At 57.8% G+C, this 18,198-nt stretch carries 22 protein-coding genes; 13 read left to right on the top strand and 9 right to left on the bottom strand.

What is annotated here, in order from left to right; genetic code table 11:
* Positions 1-7 precede the first annotated feature (7 nt).
* From C9427_RS30630 to C9427_RS34275, 5 genes are read right to left on the bottom strand one after another with little or no spacing between them, the layout of a single operon-like run.
* Positions 8-1,093, bottom strand: a complete 1,086-nt coding sequence (locus C9427_RS30630; protein ID WP_107652758.1) for a lytic transglycosylase domain-containing protein — start codon at positions 1,091-1,093, stop codon at positions 8-10.
* Positions 1,090-3,501 (bottom strand): VirB4 family type IV secretion/conjugal transfer ATPase, encoded by a 2,412-nt coding sequence (locus C9427_RS30635; RefSeq protein WP_107652759.1) that lies wholly within the window; start codon positions 3,499-3,501, stop codon positions 1,090-1,092. Before C9427_RS30635 ends, C9427_RS30630 begins: the two co-directional genes overlap by 4 nt.
* A gap of 3 nt (positions 3,502-3,504) precedes the next feature.
* Positions 3,505-3,804: a VirB3 family type IV secretion system protein gene (locus C9427_RS30640; RefSeq protein ID WP_107652760.1), complete on the bottom strand. Its 300-nt coding sequence runs from the start codon at positions 3,802-3,804 to the stop codon at positions 3,505-3,507.
* Positions 3,805-3,806: 2 nt separating this feature from the next.
* Positions 3,807-4,154 (bottom strand): TrbC/VirB2 family type IV secretion system protein, encoded by a 348-nt coding sequence (locus C9427_RS30645; protein WP_107652761.1) that lies wholly within the window; start codon positions 4,152-4,154, stop codon positions 3,807-3,809.
* A gap of 12 nt (positions 4,155-4,166) precedes the next feature.
* Positions 4,167-5,027: a lytic transglycosylase domain-containing protein gene (locus C9427_RS34275; RefSeq protein ID WP_245437228.1), complete on the bottom strand. Its 861-nt coding sequence runs from the start codon at positions 5,025-5,027 to the stop codon at positions 4,167-4,169.
* A gap of 246 nt (positions 5,028-5,273) precedes the next feature.
* On the opposite strand from C9427_RS34275, the gene C9427_RS30660 reads away from it, so the two are divergent.
* The 6 genes from C9427_RS30660 to C9427_RS34280 all read left to right on the top strand — a co-directional run bounded on the left by C9427_RS30660 (position 5,274) and on the right by C9427_RS34280 (position 8,404).
* Positions 5,274-5,882 carry a hypothetical protein gene (locus C9427_RS30660; RefSeq protein WP_107652764.1) on the top strand — a complete coding sequence of 203 codons (609 nt, stop codon included), beginning with the start codon at positions 5,274-5,276 and terminating at the stop codon, positions 5,880-5,882.
* Positions 5,879-6,421 (top strand): thermonuclease family protein, encoded by a 543-nt coding sequence (locus C9427_RS30665; protein ID WP_107652765.1) that lies wholly within the window; start codon positions 5,879-5,881, stop codon positions 6,419-6,421. The genes C9427_RS30660 and C9427_RS30665 overlap by 4 nt, the downstream gene beginning before the upstream one ends.
* A 170-nt stretch (positions 6,422-6,591) precedes the next feature.
* Positions 6,592-7,131: a thermonuclease family protein gene (locus tag C9427_RS30670; protein ID WP_425351692.1), complete on the top strand. Its 540-nt coding sequence runs from the start codon at positions 6,592-6,594 to the stop codon at positions 7,129-7,131.
* A gap of 107 nt (positions 7,132-7,238) precedes the next feature.
* Positions 7,239-7,778, top strand: coding sequence for a hypothetical protein (locus C9427_RS30675; protein ID WP_107652767.1), 540 nt, complete (start codon positions 7,239-7,241; stop codon positions 7,776-7,778).
* An 11-nt stretch (positions 7,779-7,789) separates the two neighbouring features.
* Positions 7,790-8,206: a hypothetical protein gene (locus C9427_RS30680; RefSeq protein ID WP_107652768.1), complete on the top strand. Its 417-nt coding sequence runs from the start codon at positions 7,790-7,792 to the stop codon at positions 8,204-8,206.
* Between the two features lie 24 nt (positions 8,207-8,230).
* The gene (locus C9427_RS34280) at positions 8,231-8,404 is read left to right on the top strand and encodes a hypothetical protein (protein WP_167434549.1); all 174 of its coding nucleotides are present in this window, start codon (positions 8,231-8,233) and stop codon (positions 8,402-8,404) included.
* A gap of 324 nt (positions 8,405-8,728) precedes the next feature.
* On the opposite strand, the gene C9427_RS30685 is transcribed toward C9427_RS34280, so the two are convergent.
* The gene (locus C9427_RS30685) at positions 8,729-9,490 is read right to left on the bottom strand and encodes a hypothetical protein (protein WP_107652769.1); all 762 of its coding nucleotides are present in this window, start codon (positions 9,488-9,490) and stop codon (positions 8,729-8,731) included.
* Between the two features lie 145 nt (positions 9,491-9,635).
* Here C9427_RS30685 and C9427_RS30690 point away from each other — a divergent pair, with 145 nt between their 5' ends.
* On the top strand, positions 9,636-10,484 hold the full coding sequence (locus tag C9427_RS30690) for an RES family NAD+ phosphorylase (RefSeq protein ID WP_146172620.1): 849 nt from the start codon (positions 9,636-9,638) through the stop codon (positions 10,482-10,484).
* A gap of 241 nt (positions 10,485-10,725) precedes the next feature.
* Here the strand turns inward: C9427_RS30690 and C9427_RS35465 are convergent, their stop codons facing one another.
* Together C9427_RS35465 and C9427_RS30700 are read right to left on the bottom strand one after the other, a co-directional pair.
* Positions 10,726-10,890, bottom strand: coding sequence for a helix-turn-helix domain-containing protein (locus tag C9427_RS35465; RefSeq protein ID WP_107652771.1), 165 nt, complete (start codon positions 10,888-10,890; stop codon positions 10,726-10,728).
* A gap of 97 nt (positions 10,891-10,987) precedes the next feature.
* The gene (locus tag C9427_RS30700) at positions 10,988-11,365 is read right to left on the bottom strand and encodes a hypothetical protein (protein ID WP_107652772.1); all 378 of its coding nucleotides are present in this window, start codon (positions 11,363-11,365) and stop codon (positions 10,988-10,990) included.
* Positions 11,366-11,488: 123 nt separating this feature from the next.
* On the opposite strand from C9427_RS30700, the gene C9427_RS30705 reads away from it, so the two are divergent.
* The 4 genes from C9427_RS30705 (at position 11,489) to C9427_RS35475 (ending at position 15,363) form a co-directional block, all read left to right on the top strand.
* Positions 11,489-13,099 (top strand): RcgA family putative transporter, encoded by a 1,611-nt coding sequence (locus C9427_RS30705; RefSeq protein ID WP_107652773.1) that lies wholly within the window; start codon positions 11,489-11,491, stop codon positions 13,097-13,099.
* Positions 13,089-14,096: an RcgR family putative quorum lactone hydrolase gene (locus C9427_RS30710; RefSeq protein ID WP_107652774.1), complete on the top strand. Its 1,008-nt coding sequence runs from the start codon at positions 13,089-13,091 to the stop codon at positions 14,094-14,096. Before C9427_RS30705 ends, C9427_RS30710 begins: the two co-directional genes overlap by 11 nt.
* Before the next feature lie 562 nt (positions 14,097-14,658).
* Positions 14,659-14,943 (top strand): HNH endonuclease, encoded by a 285-nt coding sequence (locus C9427_RS35470; RefSeq protein ID WP_353622457.1) that lies wholly within the window; start codon positions 14,659-14,661, stop codon positions 14,941-14,943.
* Between the two features lie 201 nt (positions 14,944-15,144).
* Positions 15,145-15,363 (top strand): ATP-binding protein, encoded by a 219-nt coding sequence (locus C9427_RS35475; protein WP_425351693.1) that lies wholly within the window; start codon positions 15,145-15,147, stop codon positions 15,361-15,363.
* A gap of 48 nt (positions 15,364-15,411) precedes the next feature.
* Here the strand turns inward: C9427_RS35475 and C9427_RS30725 are convergent, their stop codons facing one another.
* Positions 15,412-15,690: a hypothetical protein gene (locus C9427_RS30725; RefSeq protein WP_107652777.1), complete on the bottom strand. Its 279-nt coding sequence runs from the start codon at positions 15,688-15,690 to the stop codon at positions 15,412-15,414.
* Positions 15,691-16,617: 927 nt separating this feature from the next.
* Between C9427_RS30725 and C9427_RS30730 the strand changes: the two genes are divergently transcribed.
* Together C9427_RS30730 and C9427_RS30735 are read left to right on the top strand one after the other, a co-directional pair.
* A complete protein-coding gene (locus C9427_RS30730; RefSeq protein WP_107652778.1) occupies positions 16,618-17,067 on the top strand; it encodes a DUF3846 domain-containing protein in 450 nt (149 codons plus the stop codon).
* Positions 17,067-18,074: a hypothetical protein gene (locus C9427_RS30735; protein WP_245437229.1), complete on the top strand. Its 1,008-nt coding sequence runs from the start codon at positions 17,067-17,069 to the stop codon at positions 18,072-18,074. The genes C9427_RS30730 and C9427_RS30735 overlap by 1 nt, the downstream gene beginning before the upstream one ends.
* Positions 18,075-18,198: the final 124 nt, after the last annotated feature.

Below are 18,198 nucleotides of genomic sequence, written 5' to 3' on the forward strand. Positions count from 1 at the left end.
GGTCTCCTTATTGAAGCTTGAGTTGCAGGTTGAGGGTGGATTCACGCTCGCGCTTCTGGACACAGGCCTTGTCCGCCGGGCTCCATTCGAACCCTTCGCGCGGGTCGCACAGACCAGTGGTTTCGCGCGGCATTTCGCCTTTGTTTTTGTATCCGGACGACTGCGATGAGCCGGACGTCTCGGTCAGCTGCATCGTGTTTCTTGAATTGAACAGGCCTGCCATTGTCGACCCGAGCAGGATGACCTGGTTCATCATTTCGAGATTGGCGTTTCGCGCACCGGAATTGTGGTCCCAACTGTCCTGAATGGTTCCAGTGGTCAGGCCGCCGAGCTGCTGCAGCCATGACGCGACGTTGGCGCCGCTCTCCTGCGTGGCTTGCGACGTCGCCATGGCGTTGATCGTCGAATCCCGCATGCCAGTGTACGATGTGCTGCCGCCGCCATAGTTGATCGGGATGTTCGCCCCATTCGCCCCACCGAGTGCTGGCAGCCACTGTTGCGTGATCTTTTTGACGTAACCCTGTGTTTCCTTGAACGGCGGGATGCCACCGTATTTCTGGACGTTGCCGTGACCAGAATTGTAGGCGGCAAGTGCCAGATTCATGTTGCCGCCGAACCGCCTGAGCTGCTGTTTCAGATAGCGGGCGCCGCCACGCAAATTGGACTCGATATTGTAGCGATTGACCCCGAGATCGCTTGCGGTCCCCGGCATCAGCTGGGTGAGGCCGTATGCGCCGGCGCCGGATTGGGCGCATGGATTGAAACGGCTTTCCTGGTAGACGAGAGCCATAAACAGGTTCTCGTCGACGCCTTCTTCCCTCGCGACCCTTTTGACCAGGCCGACGATTTCCGGGTTGGCTTGCGCGGCCGCGACCGGATCGTCCTTGCGACCTTCCCTGAAGACGGAGCAGGTCACGCCTTTGTTGATCGAAAACCGGTCCTTGTCGGTCTCTTCGATTTCGCCGGTCTTGTCCTTCCGATCCGTCTTTGTGCCGAGGTTCGCTCCGTCGATGACGGGAACACCGGACGCCGTCGCCGGAACGGGGGTGGCGAGTGTTGTCACCAGCAAGCCAAGGGCTAGACGATTTCTCATTGAGCCTTCTCCCATCCGCAAAATTCAGCCAGCCACTTTTCCGGCTCGTCGCCGTATTGTTCCCGAAGAGCAGCGCACTCCTCGATCGTCTTCTTTCGGCCCGACAGGACCTTGACCATGTCGGGCATCGACGACAGATCGAGCCGGGCAATGACCGAGTCATTCCCGTGCTTGACGAGAAAAGTGCGCTTCTCAGGCGGGGTGTTTTTGATGAAGTTGAATTCTTTGACCGTCAGGCCAAAGCGGGTGATGTAGCTTTCCTCGTCCGCGCGCGGATTAGGGAAGTGAATGTTCGTTGCCGACTGCTCGATCAGCGTGTGTGATGCGCGGGCCTTGGCGATGTCGGCCGCCGACTGCGTTCCGAAACCGACAATGCCGTTGAGCTTGCGGATGGTCTTCATCTTGTCGACGATGAACGCCGAAAAGGTCTCGTCCTGGAGCAGCTGCCAGCCTTCATCCATGAAGAACATGACAGGATCGCCGTTCAGCAGCTCATCCAGCCGATGATACAGGTACATCAGCGCCGGTGTGCGCAACTCTTCATTTGCGAGGATGTTGGTCATGTCGAAGCCAAAGACACGATGTCCTGAGAACGACAGAACGTCGTGCTGAGCGTTGAACAACCATGCCTTTTCGCCGTCGATCCATGGCCGCAGCCGTGCATGAAGGTCGTTGGCGTCTGCGCGAGAGCGGCCGACGAGCAGGGTCGACAGGTTCACCAGGTTGCGCTCAGCCGCGGGCTCTTGCATGAGCCGAGCCAAGGCCTTCTCGAGTGTGTCGTCGTCTTCCTGGCTAAAGTCGCTACGATCGTTGGCGCGAAGCATTGCCTTTAGCAGCCGCAGGAGAAAATCCCGGTTCGGTCCGGTGTTCTCGAGCTGGAGAGGGTTGAAGCCGGTGGGTGTTTCCGGGGACAGTACCTCGTAGGTGCCGCCAACCGCCCGAATGAAGATCTCCGCACCGCGATCTTTGTCAAAGAAAACTGCCTTAGGCGCGGGATTGATACGCATAGCCTGGGCAAGCAAGAACGTCAGGCCGACCGTTTTGCCCGAGCCGGTTGGACCGGTGACGAGAAAATGGCCAATGTCGCGTTGGTGAAAGTTGAACCAGTACGGCGTTTGCGAAGTCGTTTCCAGGATCGTGATCGGCAGGCCCCAATGCACGCCGTCGGATTGCCCCGTCGCGAAATTGTGCATCGACGACAAACCGGCAAAATTGCCGCTCGACAGCAACGCCTTGCGGGCGATGTAACTGTGATTTCCCGGCAATTGCGCCCAAAAGGCTGCTTCGAGGTTCATATCCTCGCGCAGCCAGTTGATGTTCATGTCGGTGAGACATGCCCCAAGCTCGGAGACCGCCTTGCTCACGCCCTCCAGATCGCGCGACAGGCACAACAGTGTCAGATGGTGGAAGCCGAAAACGGCTTCCTGGTTCATCAGGCTGTTAACTGCGAAATCGATGTCGTGTTCGACCGAGCTACCCGCTTCATCCGAGGCCTGGATTTGACGTTGCAGGCGCGTAATTCGCTCTTGAGCAATGGGCTTGTCCGCGATCGTGAACGATTGCGTCAGAATGAACTCGTGATTGACTTGCAAAAGGCCGTCGAGCATTCCCGGCCCTGTGAAGGGGGGATATTCCTTTACCGACAGAAGCGCGCCGAAACGGCTGTCCTCGTCGACAGCGGCTTGTGCCTGCATGGTCCGCTTGCTGAAATGTAGGCGAGACGTGCCGACGTAGTTGCTGATGCCCATGCGCGGAAGCCGCATCTTACGTGGCACGCCGCAGGTCAGGATTGTGTTGAAGAACTCGCAGGGTTCGGAATATGGCTCGCCCTCGCGGCGAACGATGCCGAGCGCACGCGCGCCGTATTTCTCGAGCTCGCGCGTGATGTTGGTGACCAGCTCCTCCAGTTCCGTCACATCCTCGCGTGACTGCTGAGAGCGGCCGTCGCTGCTGGCGTTGTTGAGTATCCGCTTAAGGGTGTCACCGATGCCGAGCGCACCCCTCATGCCTGACCTTACGATGGTTAGGTAGATCTCGTTCGTGAACATGCGCTTGTGGCGCAACTGTTCCATGTAACGCTTGTTGAGCAGGTCGCAGAACGGATCATCAAAAGCGCCTCCGATCTCGGTTTCAACCGAGCGGCGAATGACCGTCGACCACAGCGAAAACCGGCTGGAACCGAGAGCACGGATCATTGTGTTCTGCACGACGGAGCGCATGTTTAGCGTGGCCTGATCCTCAGTTTGGAAGAACAGGCCATCGAGCTTGATGACGCTGATCAAGGCGCCATTTTCCAAGCCGATCACCGTATCGGAGACATGGCGCAAATACGGGATATGAGTCGACATAGGCCGCTCGTTTTGAGCGGCCTTCCCAAACCCAAGCTCTTCTGTGACGACTTTCAGCATCGGCTACGGTCCGTATGAATTGGTGCCCCAAAAGCTCTTGTTGCGCGTGCGGGGCGTCTTGCGCGACGCAACCTGCATTACGTCGAGGATCTTGCTGTCCCAGGTGCACAGAGTGAAAAGGACGAGGTAGGCGACTGGTGCCGTCAGCAGTGCCCACAGGGAGTTGGAGCCCAACCACCCGATGATCGTACAACCGACGACCATAACGACGGCCATGTACGGCACGCCCCAGAGCGTCGGTGAACGGGTCAAGCCGATCACCAACGGCGTGAGCGCAGGCTTTTCGTCCTCGAACTCAGCCATCGCTATTTGCCGACAGCCGCAATCATTTCATCGACGATGGTTGGCGCGCCGAAGACCAGGCCAATGCCGACGATGACGGCGCCTGCCGTGAACCACGACAGCCGACCGGCGAAGGCGAGGAAACCAAGGCCGATCACTGCAATGATCGCTAGCAGCCGGCCGAACGGACCGGTGATGAAATCCACGATCATTTGAACGGCCGTCTGCAGTGGCGCGAAGGCGCCACTACCACCACCACTTTGCGCCAAGGCTAGATCGACGCCGGCCATGTGCACGGCCGCAGCCAATCCAAGAACGGCTGCCAGCTTCCATGCGCCGACCCTCGGTCCCTCAATTGCATTGCACTTCATGCGTTCTCTCCTTCAAAAGTGCATCACTCCACCGACAAACTTGCCGGTCTTCTTCACGGCGATGACACCGACGTCGCCGTGCTCGCCACCGTCTGCGATTGTTGTGGTCCCGGAGACCTTGGGCTTTGCCTTCGCCGCCGGCATGGGCAATCCGAGCTGGTAATTGACTACTTTGGCGACGTAGCCGACGGTTTCCCGGAACGGCGGGATGCCGCCGTACGCGTAGATCCGTTGCTCGCCGCTGTTGTAGGCAGCGGCGACAAGCAGAGGATTTTGGAACTCGTCGAGCAGGACCCGCAGGTACTTCATGCCGCCTTCTATGTTCTGCTGCGGATCGCAGATGTCCTCGACCTGGAACCGTTCGGCGATCGCAGGCATGAGCTGCATGGGGCCGCGTGCGCCCTTGTCCGAATTGCGAGTTTGGTCGAAGCCGCTTTCCGCCCAGGCAATCGCCGTGGCGAAAACCTCGTCGACCTTGTGACGCCGCGCCGCATCGACGACTAATTTCTTGATTTCCGAAGGGCTTAGCGGTGACGGACCGCATGCCTGCACGCTTGCCATGCTGTCTTGAGTCGCATTCGCCACACCATTTTGGGTAATCTGTCCTGTCGGCAACTTACCCACAATGGTATTTTCAGCAGTGGCATCCTCGGTCGTGTAAGCCGGCTTCAGTGTACCAATATGGGTAGATGCCTGTTGGTCCTTTTTGGCTGTCTTCTCTGGTGCGACAACGCCGTCCTCGGTGAGGACATAATGACCGCCGCTTTGGCTCCATCTAGAATCGAAAATTTCACTGATCGCAGTGTCATTGGTGCTACCAGCTTGCCCGAAATTACCGACAAAAATAGCGGATTTATGCGCTTCCTGGGCCATGGCGGCGCCAGCGACGAGCACATTCAGTAGGGTCGAGCAAATCAGAGCTCCGTTGCCCAAAATGCTACTCGTTCCAGCCCTTTTCGTCATCGTGACCCCGCCCCATTTGCGGTGTTGAGATTGTCGCGAAAACCGATTAAGTTCGCCATTGTATGAACCGATTTGGTGTAGCGATACAGGTTTTTGCGCCACACTTAAACCCCAAAAGTGGGATTCGGCATGAACCAATATGGTAAAGGGTTGGAAATGAAACGGACCATCCTTGCTGCATTCGCAGGCTGCGTTATCGCAACTCCGGCCTGGTCCGTGGACAACGTCAACAAGGACTACATCAAGTCGCTGGCGGCACCGGGCAAGACGGTGCTGGTCGTCGAATACTATGACGGCAGCGGCAAAGCCGTGGACCGCAAGGGCTACGCGTCAGCATCCGGATATGTGGCGGTATCGCCCACGGATTTCCGGGTCGATGGCAAGACCAATCTTCACCTTTACGGTCTCCAGCCGTGCCAGGGTGAAATGGTCAACCGGAAGGAAGGCTTTGCCGGCACTTGCGCCGACTTCGCGCAACAGCAGCTGCAAATAATGCTGAAAAGCCCGAAGGTCATCTTCTGCCGGGCCTTCGTCAGCGAGCAGTCGTCACCGACGCAGAATGCCACCTGCTATGGCTACTACAATTATCCCGGCAGCCTCGATTCCGTTGATATGTTCGAGGAGCAGCTTTTGTCCCTTGGCGCGTTGCGTCTGACAAAAAAGCCCGATGGCTCCTATGACCGGCCGGACCTCGCGCAGGCCGAAGATGTCGGCAAAGAAGGGTCCTACGGCATGTGGGCCGATCCGCGAGTGAAGGCCCAATGAGGTGTTCACTCGCCCTTACGCTCACCGTGGCCAGTGTTGCAACGGCGCTTAGTGCGCCTGACGGCTATTTTGTCCTGGAGCCGGGCATAACACTGGAAACCGGCGACACCTGGGTTGCAGAGGGGCAACGCTATCGCCTGTTTGGGGTTCAATCCTGCCTTCGCGGCACCAACTACACCGACTTGAGGGGGCAAAAGCGAGATTGTGGCGATGCGTCCCTGGCAATGTTTGCTGCCTATATCAAGGACACCAAGCCGGTTTGCGCGCCGGTCGCCAAGACCGCGGACCTAACCTACGTCATCTGCTATGCCACCGTTGGCAAGGATCGCCTCGACCTCGCCACCATGATGATTTCGAGCGGCTACGCCTTCGCTTCGCTCGATGATCAGGGCATGCCACTTCATCCGCCGTACTCCGTGGCCGAGCTGGACGCCCGCGAACGCAAGGCCGGTCTCTGGCAGTTCCCCGATGTTGTGCACCCGGCAGTCCTGTTGGCCAAGACAGCCAAAGAGCGCGCCAAGAAGGAGGCGAAGCGATGAAAGCTCGACTCCTCCTGTCGGCAGCAATGCTTGCCCTAACCGCTGAGGCCGTCGAAGCGGCGGATGTCATCAGGAATGAGCCTGTCCGCAAGGTCTACCGGCCAGCCGTAGAACCATCCGCCGCCCAGGTGACCCGGGTGCATCCTGTTCTAAGGGGGCGGGTCGCGGTCATGGACGGGCGGACGCTCTGGTACCCTCAGTACGCACAGAGCGTCCAATTGGCCGACATCGACGCTTGCGAGCTGCCGCAATGGGCACTCGATCCCAAGTGGGAAGACCGTGAGCGCGTGAAGGCTCCTCCACCCGTTCCGTGCGGACCATTTGCCAAGGCATGGCTTAAACGGACGGTCGGCAACAAGTCGGTGACCTGCAACGTCATCTCCTACAGAGTCGACGGTACGGCGATCGCGCGTTGCACCACCGGCGCTCGAGATCTTGCCCTGGAAATGCTTCGTGTTGGCTGGGCGCGAGTTGCCTCGCCCTATCTCGTCAATGGCCAATATGCCGCCTATCAGCGTTACGCCATGGCCGCGCGCTACGGCATGTGGGCAACCTACGTGCTCGACATGAATGAATGGCGCCGCAAGGCGGTCGACAAGACGCCAGATCGCCGACCGATCGCTGATTTCAATCTGCTGGCCGAACGCGAGACTGAAATATCCCCGCCATTTGCCGATGCCCGCAAGCGACCGTTGAGGACAGATCGATAGCTGCCGGACTTCGTCTAGTGGCAGACGATTGAACGCGAACCACTCCACCCAACGACACACCGTCTGTCGCCTGGGCGACGCCCGCAATAATCAGAGGACCGCCTGACATGAGACACCTGATTTATGCCGCCGGCATCGCCGGCGCCGCGCTCCTTCCAGCCACAGCGACTAAGGCACAAGACGCATCCTGGGGCTGCCAAGTCCTGCTTTGCGCAGCCTCGCAAAACCCTTCCTGGCATGGCGTGGAATACTGCGTCCCGCCGATGATCAAACTTATTGCTGCCATGTCGAAGCCTGGCTTCTCGTGGCCCATCTGCAACGAAGCAAAGGCCGGTGCACCGGGTCGTGAGGAATATGCCGATTGCCCCGAAGGGACCAAGATCGGCTATAGCCAATATGGCCGGGACGGAAATCGCAGCGCACCGGATCGTTGCGTCAAGACCCTCAACACCTGTCAAACGCACCCCGGTCTAAACGGTCCCGCCCATCAAGCCGGCGTGATCTTGAACCGCCGTGCCCGTGACGGAGAAAACTCTTGCACCAAGGAGATTTCCTCGCAGCGGCCGAGGCGCGCTGATCCCTGGTACTTCGACATTCCGAATGATCAGGGCGTCAAGCAACGCCACTGGTTCAATCTGAATCTCTAGTGGTCAGAGCGATGAACAATGCCGTCCTACTCGCCATAACAGCCGGCGTCGGCCTTGCGGCCGGCGCCGGCGGAACCTGGCTGGCAATTCCACACCCGACTGTCGAGGCAAGGACCATTACCAAGGCCGAGCTCACGGCGGCGATAGCCGCTGATCCCTCACTGTGTCCTCTGCCAGTCGTGGAGAAACCGTCAGAGGGTGAGGCCCTGGCTGCCTATCAGAACGCGCGATCCAGCTCACCGTTGGTCTGGGATCGCAACGACCTGCCGAAGATCTCGCTTGCCCTTGGCCAGTGCGACAAAAACAACAACGGCCCCGGCGTTTCGTGCATGACCACGGTCAAGATGTCGCCCAAGGCACAGCCTCTCAACCGTGTTGTGGGCTTCGCAAAGGCAGCCACCGGCGGATGGGTTGCCACAATCTTCTAGGCCGATACGGGAAAGGTGTTCGTCATGGAAGATCAATTTCTCGACTACGTGACGGTCCTTGCAACAGCGGTGGTTTGCTTCGTCATCTCACTCTGCTTCGGCTGGAACTTCGTGGCTGCGTTGCTTTTTGGAATCGTCACCGGCGCGGTACAGGCCGGACTCATCCGCCTGGTGCATGGAAGGCCTGACTTGCTGTGACAGGCCATCAAGGAAACGTCTGCGCTACAAAAGAGCCCGCCTGGGCGGTGGGCCTTTTCCCTTGATGTTGTGCCATCAATCAGCACATGAATTTTCTGGCCAGAACTGTCCCGAATGACCGGAGTCGACCCGTTGCTGTCGTCGAAGATACGTCCCTCTAAAGACTGCTTCGGCCTACCAGAGCTTTAAGCACCTGTGGCATGCAAAACCCCGCTCGCCGGGGGTTTGTTTGTCGCCAGACGATCCAGTCAGACCGAATAGTACATGTCGAATTGCGTGTGCCGCTTATCTTGTAGTAAAATCTTACGAAGAAGGTCGAACCAGCTATCCAGCCATGCTTCGTACCACCTCTTGGCGCTTGGCTTCGCTGGCATAAACCAGTCCCGTGAACGATGTCCGCTTGAAGAACCGCAACCACCATTGCGACAACAGACCTTCGGGATCATCGAGATGAAGGTAGGCATACTCCAGCACGTCCGGTTCTGCGGACCTATGCTCCATGGCGGCAAATAGGTCATCCGCTAGGGGTAGCCGTTGAACGTCGGCCAAAACCTGATCATCTCGGATCGGGTAGTTAAGCCGATGATGCCGTGATAGGCCACGGATGATTTTGCGGACGCTTCTTAGAACGCGGGGATCATCCGCAGGATAGATGCGATGGCGATCGGGGCCAACATCTGGAGCCGGTCGCATTAGCGCGAAGACATCCAATGCACGTCGGCGACCGTCTTTCTCGGCCAAGGCCCGGCGCACCTTGCCAGACCACAACTCATCGACCGTACTATTTGTGTCGCCTGCGAGCGTCAGGACGAAGCGGAAGTGAGCATCATCGTCAGCGGAGCCATTGTTACAGTCCTTGCATGCAGCGATTATGATCCTCTGAAATCGGCTGTTCGACCGCGTCGGCGCATAGAGCGACTTCGGGACCACATGCTCACGGGTTGTCAGGCGGTGCTCACCGCAGAGCCCGCAATCGGCCCATTCTGGTTTATGCGCCACGGTAGCTTTACCCTTCCGATCCAGATCGATTGTGATGGTGATAGCCGACTGGATTGGAGCCGACCGAGCGTAGAGCAGGCTACGCAAGAAAGACCCGGCTCACGCCCGAGTCGCAAGCTCTAAATATCGCATTCTGCGAAGCGATGTCCGGCTGGACTAATCGCGATGATCGGCTCGCTTTTTGCTTCCCCGTTTGATCAAATAGATTACCTTGAAGGAGGCTTACGAGGTCATGCCGAAGCGGAAGCAGAAGTCCACCGACGAGTTCGCATCGTGGCGAAGCTATTGGGATTTCCGCCGTGAGGTCGCTCGCGAATGGCGCTACACATGGTCGGATTCCGCGCGGGCTTTTTTGACTACTGTGGTCCGCGAGAGCCATTCGCGTGTGGCTAAGGTCTCCAAGGGCGCGCACTTTTACCGAGCTCAAGTCGCCCACCACGACGTGTACGATCCCAACGTTGACGACGCTTTTCCGGGGCCTGCCCTGCCCGAGCGCATGCGTCCACTGGCCGGTAGAGCATCCGAGGGTCGAGCTAACCCCAAGGGCATTCCCTGCCTATATATGGCCGTTGATAGGCATACAGCGCTGGCAGAGTGCCGACCGTGGATTGGATCATTGGTCTCCATCGGGGCCTTCAAGATTAATAGGGATTTGAAGGTCGTGGACTGCACCATGGGTACGGACAGGCATCTGCTTTTTCTTGACGGCGAACCGACAGCTAAGAAAAAGTCCGAGTCCGTCTGGGCAGACATCGGAAGGGCGTTCCGAGCGCCAGTTATGCGTGATGACAATACTGCGGACTATGCACCGACACAGGTCATAGCTGAGGCATTTCACAGAGAAGGCTTCGATGGCGTAGCCTACCGAAGCTCATTTGGCACCGACCGCTTCAACCTCGCGATATTCGATCTGGACGCCGCCTCGATCGTCATGAACGAGCTTCACGAAATCAAGGATGTGGAGTTCAAGTTCGACCAAACAGCCAACCCCTACTACGTGCAGGCAGGCAACGACGGGAGGAACACTCTGGTGCAGAACGTCATCACGAGCATTTCTCCGGTCGAGCCTTCCAGCAACTAGCGTTGGCACCATTCGCCGGTACACGCGTCGTTGCATGGGGGAAGGGCAGTGCGTTCACTTCGTCCCCGGCCGCACGTAGAGGTTCACCACGTCCTTTTCCTCCGCCTCCTGCGACGGCCACGACTTCCCGACTTGCGAGAAGGCGGGGGTACCTCTCCCTGCTGCCGACTACTTGGGTGAGGTCGGCTACATGCACATCGCGGAAGCGCATCGCGGCGCGGGGCTCGGGAAGCTCCTTGAATTAACGATCGTGCTTGTCCGACAGCCCGGCATCGCCGTGCGCCTGGTACAAAGCAACCCACTTGCGCACAGTCGCCGCGTCAACTCCACTGTTCGACGCCGCACTCGCGTAGCTCTCAGCCCCGCACAAAATAGCTATCGACAACCGAGCGTTTGAAACGCGCACTGTGTTTGGACATGCAAAACCCCGAAGGTTGTGTCCAACTTTCGGGGGTCAGTTCATTTTCAGCGGGCTTTTTCACCTCCATTGTTGGCTGATCACCTCACCCAAAAGGCGCCGCAATCTCCATAACCGTCGCCATTTCCCTTTCCTCGAGACGCTCCCGCCTCGCGATCAAATATGCCGCGATGTATACCAGCTTCCCGATGGATTCCCGGTGATCGGCGGGCTGATACGCAATCACGTCGCGCCGCGCCGCGGCCTCGTCCAACGCGATCACGTCGCCAGCCCCGGGCCCCTTCTCAGCCTCTCGCAACGCTTTGGCCGCTCTTTGAGCTGCGACATGTCGTTCGATTATGTCGGCCAGGATGCCGAGCCGCGCCTCAGCATTAATCGCCGTGCGATTCTGCCGAGTGAAATGGTTGTCTCCGGATAGGTCATTTGAAGATTTTCCTTGGCTCAGCATGGCTTCATTCCTCATGCGGGCACACTCCGCCCCTGCCACCCCGGCCAAAATCGAGTTGATAAAAACGTTGATCAAGGACGAGAGCACGATAGGATACGAAGGCCAGCGAAACGAAACGAAAGAAGCGCCAGTAAGCCATTGATTAAGAATGGAAAAATATTTCTCCCTCCGCCGGGAGACGAAAGTGATTTCAAAGAAATATTCAAGCGTTTGGCCGCGGCGGGTGCTGGTCGGCCATTGGGCAAGGACGGGTTTCCTGCAGGCCCATGGACGCCCGAGCTACTCGCAGAGGCGATTTCACAGATCGATTCCAACCGGATTGGGGTCGATCTGCGAACGGTGCAGCTTTGGTTTCAAGAGAACGAGAAGGGAATTAGCACTGCCAATATTCGTTGGCTGGCGAGGGTTTTTGGGTGCGATGATCCGGTGGCAACTAGCGAATGGCAGATGGAGCTTAGTGCGGCGCAATCGCGGTTATCGGCCAAGAGACGAGAATGGAAGAGAGCCGGAAGCAGCGTTGCACACGAGATTCCAGATACAGCACTGGCTGCGACCTTCGATGACGACACAGCGTCTCCGGCAGAGCTAAAACGGGATACTGACGCCAAGGTGCCGAGGCGGCGTTTTAGTTTGGCGAGGAAATCGGAGGCGTTTTTTAGTCACGGATCTCCCCTGAATTTGCCGGCGTCGGTGTTTGCGGGTGTCACCGCTCTTGGGTTTTTGTCGTATATTACGGGGATTCACAGCGTGACATATGGCCGGGCGGATGGCGTCGTCAAGCAGGTTGGGTTTCTTTGGACAGCGAATTGGACATTCGTCTTCATGCTGTTTTTGCCACTGTTTTTTGCCTTCGTGACCGATCTAGTGACCTTTTGGAAAGATGAAGGCCGCCCAAAGCTTGTAGCGCAGGGCGACAAGATGGAAAGCGACGATGCCTGGGCCCGCAGCGTAGAAGCTTCTTCGTATTCATATTGGGCGGTTTTTTTGATTTGTGTGCTGTTCGCCGGTCTTTTTCAGTGGATCGGCGTGTCATTGATCCCGTTGATGAAAGGTGGTGGCAACTATGCGACGGATTGGGGCTCGTTAGCGATTGTGCGCCCTGAGGTCATATCGGTACCAGAAGCGGTCGTATTCACCGGGCTTGCTTACCTATACATGTGCCTGTGCTTTTATCTGTTCTTCGTAGGTCTCATTTTGCTCTATACGGTGATCCATGATCTTTGGAGAATTGGAGAAGCAGCGAGTTATCGGCCGGAAGTGGATTATCAACACCAGCACGAAGCCAGCCTCAGAGTGATGCGTGGAATTTTTCGGTGTACTGTTTTGGGGGTTCTGATCGCCATAGTCATGAAGGTCCAGAGTGCTTACCTGACATCGCGTGGGGAGAATATTGTGGCTTGGTTGGTCAGCGATATGTATTCCGCCTTCTATGGGCACAACGATGTGAGCGCCGGGATCAGTTATCGTAGGCCGACCCATTACAGTAGCCTTCTTATCGCTATTTCGACCTGTGTTGTATTTCTGTACGGCTCCATCCGTTTAGGGGTCGAACGTCGGTTTTGTATGCCTTTGTGGAGGATGTCAGCGATCGTAGCGTTACTCGTGGCCGGCTACTTGCTGATCGATGCATTTGCTGGCTTTTCGATCCTTCTGGGCGTTGGAGTGCTGCTCGCAATATACGGCCTGTTTGATCCAGGGTTGGGGCGATGGCGAGCGAGTAAGTTAGGAAGCAATCAGAGTGTATCATAGTTGGCTTGATCATTGGGATGAGCGGCGGGCGCGACGCGGTGAGGAAGGGAAGAAACCAACGGATTTCGTCCTTGACGCGGAACGCGCCTTTCCAGGTGCGAAGAAGATAACAAGTATCGAGGAGTTCTGTGCCCTTGCGGACCAAGCCGTGGCTGATCCAGCCTTTTTCGATGAGCCGAGTGTGAGTGATCAGGGTTTTGAAAGGCTAGATGGGTGGCTCAAATTTCCATCGGACATTTCTACTGATATCGAACAGAACAATGTCGTCTCGGCGAAAATCACAGAAAGCGGGTCGTTCGATCAGGCGATGGTGATTTTTCACCATTGGAATGCAAGCGCCCGGAATCGTCAGATTGCCAACTTTTTCTCGCAGCGTGGAATCACGGTTGTCGAGATTGCTATGCCTTATCACTTCGAACGCAGCCGTCCCGGCTCCGTGCACGCCGACTACATGCTTAGCCCTAATCTCGGTCGAACGATCCAATCTGTAAGGCAGGCAGTGTTGGATGGGCGAAAACTCATACGTTGGTTGAAAGGCGAAGGCTATCGAGAGATTTCGGTTCTCGGAATGAGCTTAGGTTCCTGGGTTGCGGCCATAGTCGCGGCACACGACTTGGCTGTGTCAAAAGCCTCGTTGTTTCTGACGGCGGGGAGTCTAGCGGATATGGTTTGGACGGGCCGCGCGACGCGATCGATACGCGCCAGCCTTGAGCCTGAGATTGAGCTGACCGATCTCAGAAGGGCCTGGGGTCCATTTAACTTGGAGAATTACGCGCATAGTTTGGCACGGCCCGATCTCGATCTTCAGGTTGTGTTGGCTAAGAGAGACAAAGTGGTGTTGCCAGAGCTGTCGGAGAGGTTCATGCAGAGGCTAAAGGACGCCGGGGCAAGGCCAAATATTTTGGAATTAAACTGTGGTCACTATTCGCTCGCCATGCCGCCTTACATTTTGTTGGCCGGTTTGAGCTTGAAGCGGTTACTAAGGCGCGGCCGTTGAGCGGTTTCTGTCGTCTGCTGACGAGTCGGCCGGTGAACATGAGTTTGGCGTTGGCCGGTCAGTTCACCAGCAAATTCTCTGGTAGGTGTCACGACACGAAGTGATGTGCCGCTAATCCTCGTTTCAATCATCCCGCACCAGCTCCTTCAAAAGCGGCCGTACCATCATCTTTCCTTCCGAATGGAAGGCAGGGCAGGCCTCGCCTCTGCCTGTCCGGCGAGGACCGGGAGAGTGGAGACAAGCACAAAAACCGGAAGGGGGATCACCCACCCGAAGGGCCGGCCGTTAGGTAGCGGCGGGTGCTGCAGGTCGAAGGCCGAAGCATGGGGAAAGCCGGTTTGTGCTTGGGCAGGGGGTTTACATTTTCCCCCATTGATTTCAAATATCCCTGCCCACGTTCTCGGGCATACCCCGTTAGTCGGGGCTCAACATAAGAGCATGCTGTGCCAGCTCTCTAACGGTCGGATCAATTTCCGACGAGGGGAAAGGCATGTGCATTCAAACTTTGCGGCGAGCTGCCGCGTTAAAACAAAACTTCTGCTGCTGGTATTGCGATTTTCAAATGTGGGAACGCAACTGCGAAGAGTTTGCCAGAAAGCACAACATATCGGTTGGAGAAGCGAAACGATTTCAGTGTACAGCCGAACATCTTATCGCCCGCCGCGACGGGGGCACGGATATCGCGAGCAACATCGTCGCTGCCTGTTTGTTCTGTAATAGAACGCGGCATAGGATGCCTTCGGCTCTCACTCACAAACGCTACCGACACCGGGTCTCTCGCGCGATTAGAAAGAAGAAGTGGCACCCGTCTTCTATCCATGCGGCACTGGGTGGTGTTTGCCGATGACGCTGCTACCCCACCTGTCGTCGTCCAAAGCCCAACCAGTGGATTCTTGCGTTCCAATATCCAAGCCTGGCCAGAGCCTCCGCCTGGAGGCGGGCGCCGGCGCCGGCTCGTAGCGAGGAAAGCCAAAACCGTTCCGGCAAGACGCCGCAGCCCGAAATGGATAATCTTCGGTCAGCTTCATTTCGCCTGTTACAGTCGCCTATGCTCGAAGTCGTGGATAACGAAAGGGGCATGCTGTCCGAGATCCTGGAAAAGGCGACTGTGCCATTTTCTCAAGCGCACACGTCGGCCGGACTGACAGGCTGTGCGCAGCTGGTAAACACGATGCGAGGAAAATTCAGGATAACTTCGACACCGGGCATAGGCACTCTGGTGAGTATCCTCCTTCCGATCTCTGCCAACAGAGCCAAGCCGAGTTAGCTTTTCCAAAGGTTTGGAAGTCCGCATCCGGCGCATTTCCCCACGCGATCATTGGCGAGTTTTCGTATTCGCCGACCAGTGCTTCGCTGACGAACCGACCTCGAGATAGCGGCCAATCGAGCGCAAATAGGCGGCGATCTCTCGTATCAAGAAATCTCGATCGCCGTAGGTCTGTTCGATCCGCTCCAGCTCCGGCAATGCAAATTTCAATTCACTCGGCGATAGGTCCGCGTCCCCGAAGACGTATTTATCGTGGCCGACAGCGCAGATATCGCAGCCCGCCTTGATCACCTCATCAACGAACGCTGGTATTTCGCTTGTCTTCATGAGCCTTCTGTTTCTTGCCCTCATAACTGCACCCTTCCCTTTCCGATGTTGCCAGCCGCGTCGAAGGTTGGCGCTGATCTCCTTTTCGATGTCTACACTGAGCGTGAGATTGCCGAACGGAGCTTTGCGATAGGGCGGTTTGTCGAAGTGAGGATCCCGGACCTCGCGCAAGCCATGCTGATCTATCCAGTCGTCGAATGATGGTCTCGCATATCCCGTGCCAATTGGCCCTTGTCCAATATAATCTGTTCAACCGCATGTAGCCGAAATGGATAAGCAGTTACCCCTGGCAACTGGTATCTGGTGCGGTAGTCTCAGGCACGCCGCTGCGTGGCCGCGCTCTATGCCTAGCGGCACGGAGCCCGGTTTTCAACCGGTCTCCGCCCATTCGGGTAACGATCGCTCGTGCATTCTGCTTCGCAGGCGGATCATCATTATCGGTGACCTAAATTGGCTGTATCAGCCGTTTACAGCGCGGAGCAAATTCAGCACAGTGCGCCCCGCACGATAGCTCTGAGTTGGTGATGGCAAGTCACTAGCCCTCCTTGTCATACACTGCGGGGGAGCCGTCCTGGCGCAAGCCGGCGACGGCTCCTTTCAGTTCAGAATGACGGCCGCGATCGCAGCCGAGGTTGATTAACTGAGAGAGGGAAAGAGGGCTCCGCCCTCTCTCCCTCGCAAGCGAAAAAGCGGTCTCCCCGTCCTTCCTCCGCGCGGCCAATGCCGCGCTCCGTGCAGGATCCACGCGGATCCGCATGCGCGGATCAGCGTGGACCCTCCGGCTTCGCCTGCGGGCGGGCGAACCCCCTCCCCTTTTTCCCTTGCCTCCCTCTCTCCCGCTGTTCCGCACGAGCTCGGCAGCAGGAGCGGGCTCCTGCCCCTCGGGCAAGAGCAGGACCGCTTCGCGGAGAAAGGAAGGGCTAGACCATGAAACAGACCGGTTACCTATTGGACCCCGAAACGACGATTGTTCGCGCGGTCGAGTTTCCGGCCGGGAACAGCTACAAACCGCTGTATGACCTGATCGGCTGCCGAATGATCGAGGTTGTGCGCTTCGATGAACGGCATTCCCTGTTCGTCGACGAGGAGGGGTTGCGTGACGGGCTGAGCGCCTTCACCATTTTTGAAGGCTACCCGCAGCCATTGGCCGGGAAAATCGTTCTCGTCGGCGGCGATGGAAGCGCGCCCTACGCCTCTCCCCTGATCAGCGTTGAAGATGCAGCAGCCTATTTCAAGTGCTGCCGCCCAGTACTGGACCCCGTGTTTGCGACCGGCGACGAAGTGACGGCGGGAGGGCTGATCATCGCAGGCGTGTTGATGGGCTTGCAGGTTCGCATCGAGCGCCGCGCTCCCACCATTGTGGAAGGAGAGGCGTGATGACAGTCGCCATTGTCGAAAACGGGACGCTCGTCGTCTCCGTTGGAGGCTTCGCCGCGAGTATCGCGGCGAAGGCCATCGAGCACCAGTTCGACGCCCTCACCCATTTTCCGGACCGGCGCGCAAATATCGAGCTCGACGAGCTTGCAGCGCGTCTCAATGACTTTGCGGCCTATGTCGAGGACCTGGCCGGCAAGGGCGATATTGCACCCGAGTTTAATGGCGTCGCCGAGGTCGAGGCGTTCGCGCGGCGTCATATTGATTTGGCACGGCGGTTTTGGGCGGCGGAAGGACGGTGCATGAACTGGTTCATCACCGGCCCCGCACGCTTTCCTGTCGCCCGGAACGAAAAGCGCAGGAAGGTCGCAGACGCCCGCCGTGCCGACCTGACCGCGCATCCAGTCACAGCCCGCAAAGCCGTTAAGCGGAAAGCCTTACCGCATGGGGCGGATGACGAGCCGATCCGCTCGGGAGATCCCGCTGCCGTCGAGAAGATCAAGGCCAAGATCGAGGCCTTGGCGCTCTCCATCGACAAGGCCAAGGCGGCGAATGCGATCATCCGTCGCATGGAGAGGGACGGCGCGGACGATGCCGCCATGATCAAGGCTGTGGTCGAGCAAACCGGCACGTCGGCCGCGATCGCCGTGCGCGGCATTGTGCTGGCCGACTGGCAATGGAAACGCGGCTTCGACACGGCGGGCAACCGGGCTGAAATCCGTCGCCTGCAATCACGACTGAAATCACTGGCGAGGATGCAGGAGCGGGGAAACGAAAGTCAGACCGTCAAGACCGGAATCGGAGCCGTCGAGATCATCGAGAACGTCGGCATGGCGCGCATTCAGATGATCTTCCCGGCCAAGCCCGACGAGACGACAAGGCGGGTGCTGAAGGCCAACGGCTTTCGCTGGTCACCGTCGCAAGGCGCTTGGCAGCGCCATCTTAACGAGGCCGGACGATGGGGGACCGAACGGGTGATGAAAGCCATCACTGCCGAGGGCGCCGCGTGAGCGGCGCCCGATGATCCAGGCGAAGACGGAGCAATCAATCACCATGTCCTAGCACAACGGCCAGAATGGTGATCCGATCGCGCGGTCGCCCTAGCCATGCCCTGGCTGTAACGCGGCTAACGGT

The sequence above is a fragment of the Mesorhizobium helmanticense genome (assembly GCF_003034915.1).
GTDB lineage: Bacteria > Pseudomonadota > Alphaproteobacteria > Rhizobiales > Rhizobiaceae > Mesorhizobium > Mesorhizobium helmanticense.

Bases quoted from the DNA above. Each gene is read 5' to 3' on its own strand.
- C9427_RS30675 (WP_107652767.1), top strand. From the start codon at position 7,239: ATGAGACACCTGATTTATGCCGCCGGCATCGCCGGCGCCGCGCTCCTT.
- C9427_RS30730 (WP_107652778.1), top strand. From the start codon at position 16,618: ATGAAACAGACCGGTTACCTATTGGACCCCGAAACGACGATTGTTCGC.
- C9427_RS30635 (WP_107652759.1), bottom strand. From the start codon at position 3,501: ATGCTGAAAGTCGTCACAGAAGAGCTTGGGTTTGGGAAGGCCGCTCAA.
- C9427_RS30680 (WP_107652768.1), top strand. From the start codon at position 7,790: ATGAACAATGCCGTCCTACTCGCCATAACAGCCGGCGTCGGCCTTGCG.
- C9427_RS35470 (WP_353622457.1), top strand. From the start codon at position 14,659: ATGTGGGAACGCAACTGCGAAGAGTTTGCCAGAAAGCACAACATATCG.
- C9427_RS30630 (WP_107652758.1), bottom strand. From the start codon at position 1,093: ATGAGAAATCGTCTAGCCCTTGGCTTGCTGGTGACAACACTCGCCACC.
- C9427_RS30725 (WP_107652777.1), bottom strand. From the start codon at position 15,690: ATGAAGACAAGCGAAATACCAGCGTTCGTTGATGAGGTGATCAAGGCG.
- C9427_RS30660 (WP_107652764.1), top strand. From the start codon at position 5,274: ATGAAACGGACCATCCTTGCTGCATTCGCAGGCTGCGTTATCGCAACT.
- C9427_RS30690 (WP_146172620.1), top strand. From the start codon at position 9,636: ATGCCGAAGCGGAAGCAGAAGTCCACCGACGAGTTCGCATCGTGGCGA.
- C9427_RS34275 (WP_245437228.1), bottom strand. From the start codon at position 5,027: ATGGCCCAGGAAGCGCATAAATCCGCTATTTTTGTCGGTAATTTCGGG.
- C9427_RS30665 (WP_107652765.1), top strand. From the start codon at position 5,879: ATGAGGTGTTCACTCGCCCTTACGCTCACCGTGGCCAGTGTTGCAACG.
- C9427_RS30700 (WP_107652772.1), bottom strand. From the start codon at position 11,365: ATGAGGAATGAAGCCATGCTGAGCCAAGGAAAATCTTCAAATGACCTA.
- C9427_RS34280 (WP_167434549.1), top strand. From the start codon at position 8,231: ATGGAAGATCAATTTCTCGACTACGTGACGGTCCTTGCAACAGCGGTG.
- C9427_RS30670 (WP_425351692.1), top strand. From the start codon at position 6,592: ATGGACGGGCGGACGCTCTGGTACCCTCAGTACGCACAGAGCGTCCAA.
- C9427_RS30645 (WP_107652761.1), bottom strand. From the start codon at position 4,154: ATGAAGTGCAATGCAATTGAGGGACCGAGGGTCGGCGCATGGAAGCTG.
- C9427_RS30735 (WP_245437229.1), top strand. From the start codon at position 17,067: ATGACAGTCGCCATTGTCGAAAACGGGACGCTCGTCGTCTCCGTTGGA.
- C9427_RS35475 (WP_425351693.1), top strand. From the start codon at position 15,145: ATGCTCGAAGTCGTGGATAACGAAAGGGGCATGCTGTCCGAGATCCTG.
- C9427_RS30640 (WP_107652760.1), bottom strand. From the start codon at position 3,804: ATGGCTGAGTTCGAGGACGAAAAGCCTGCGCTCACGCCGTTGGTGATC.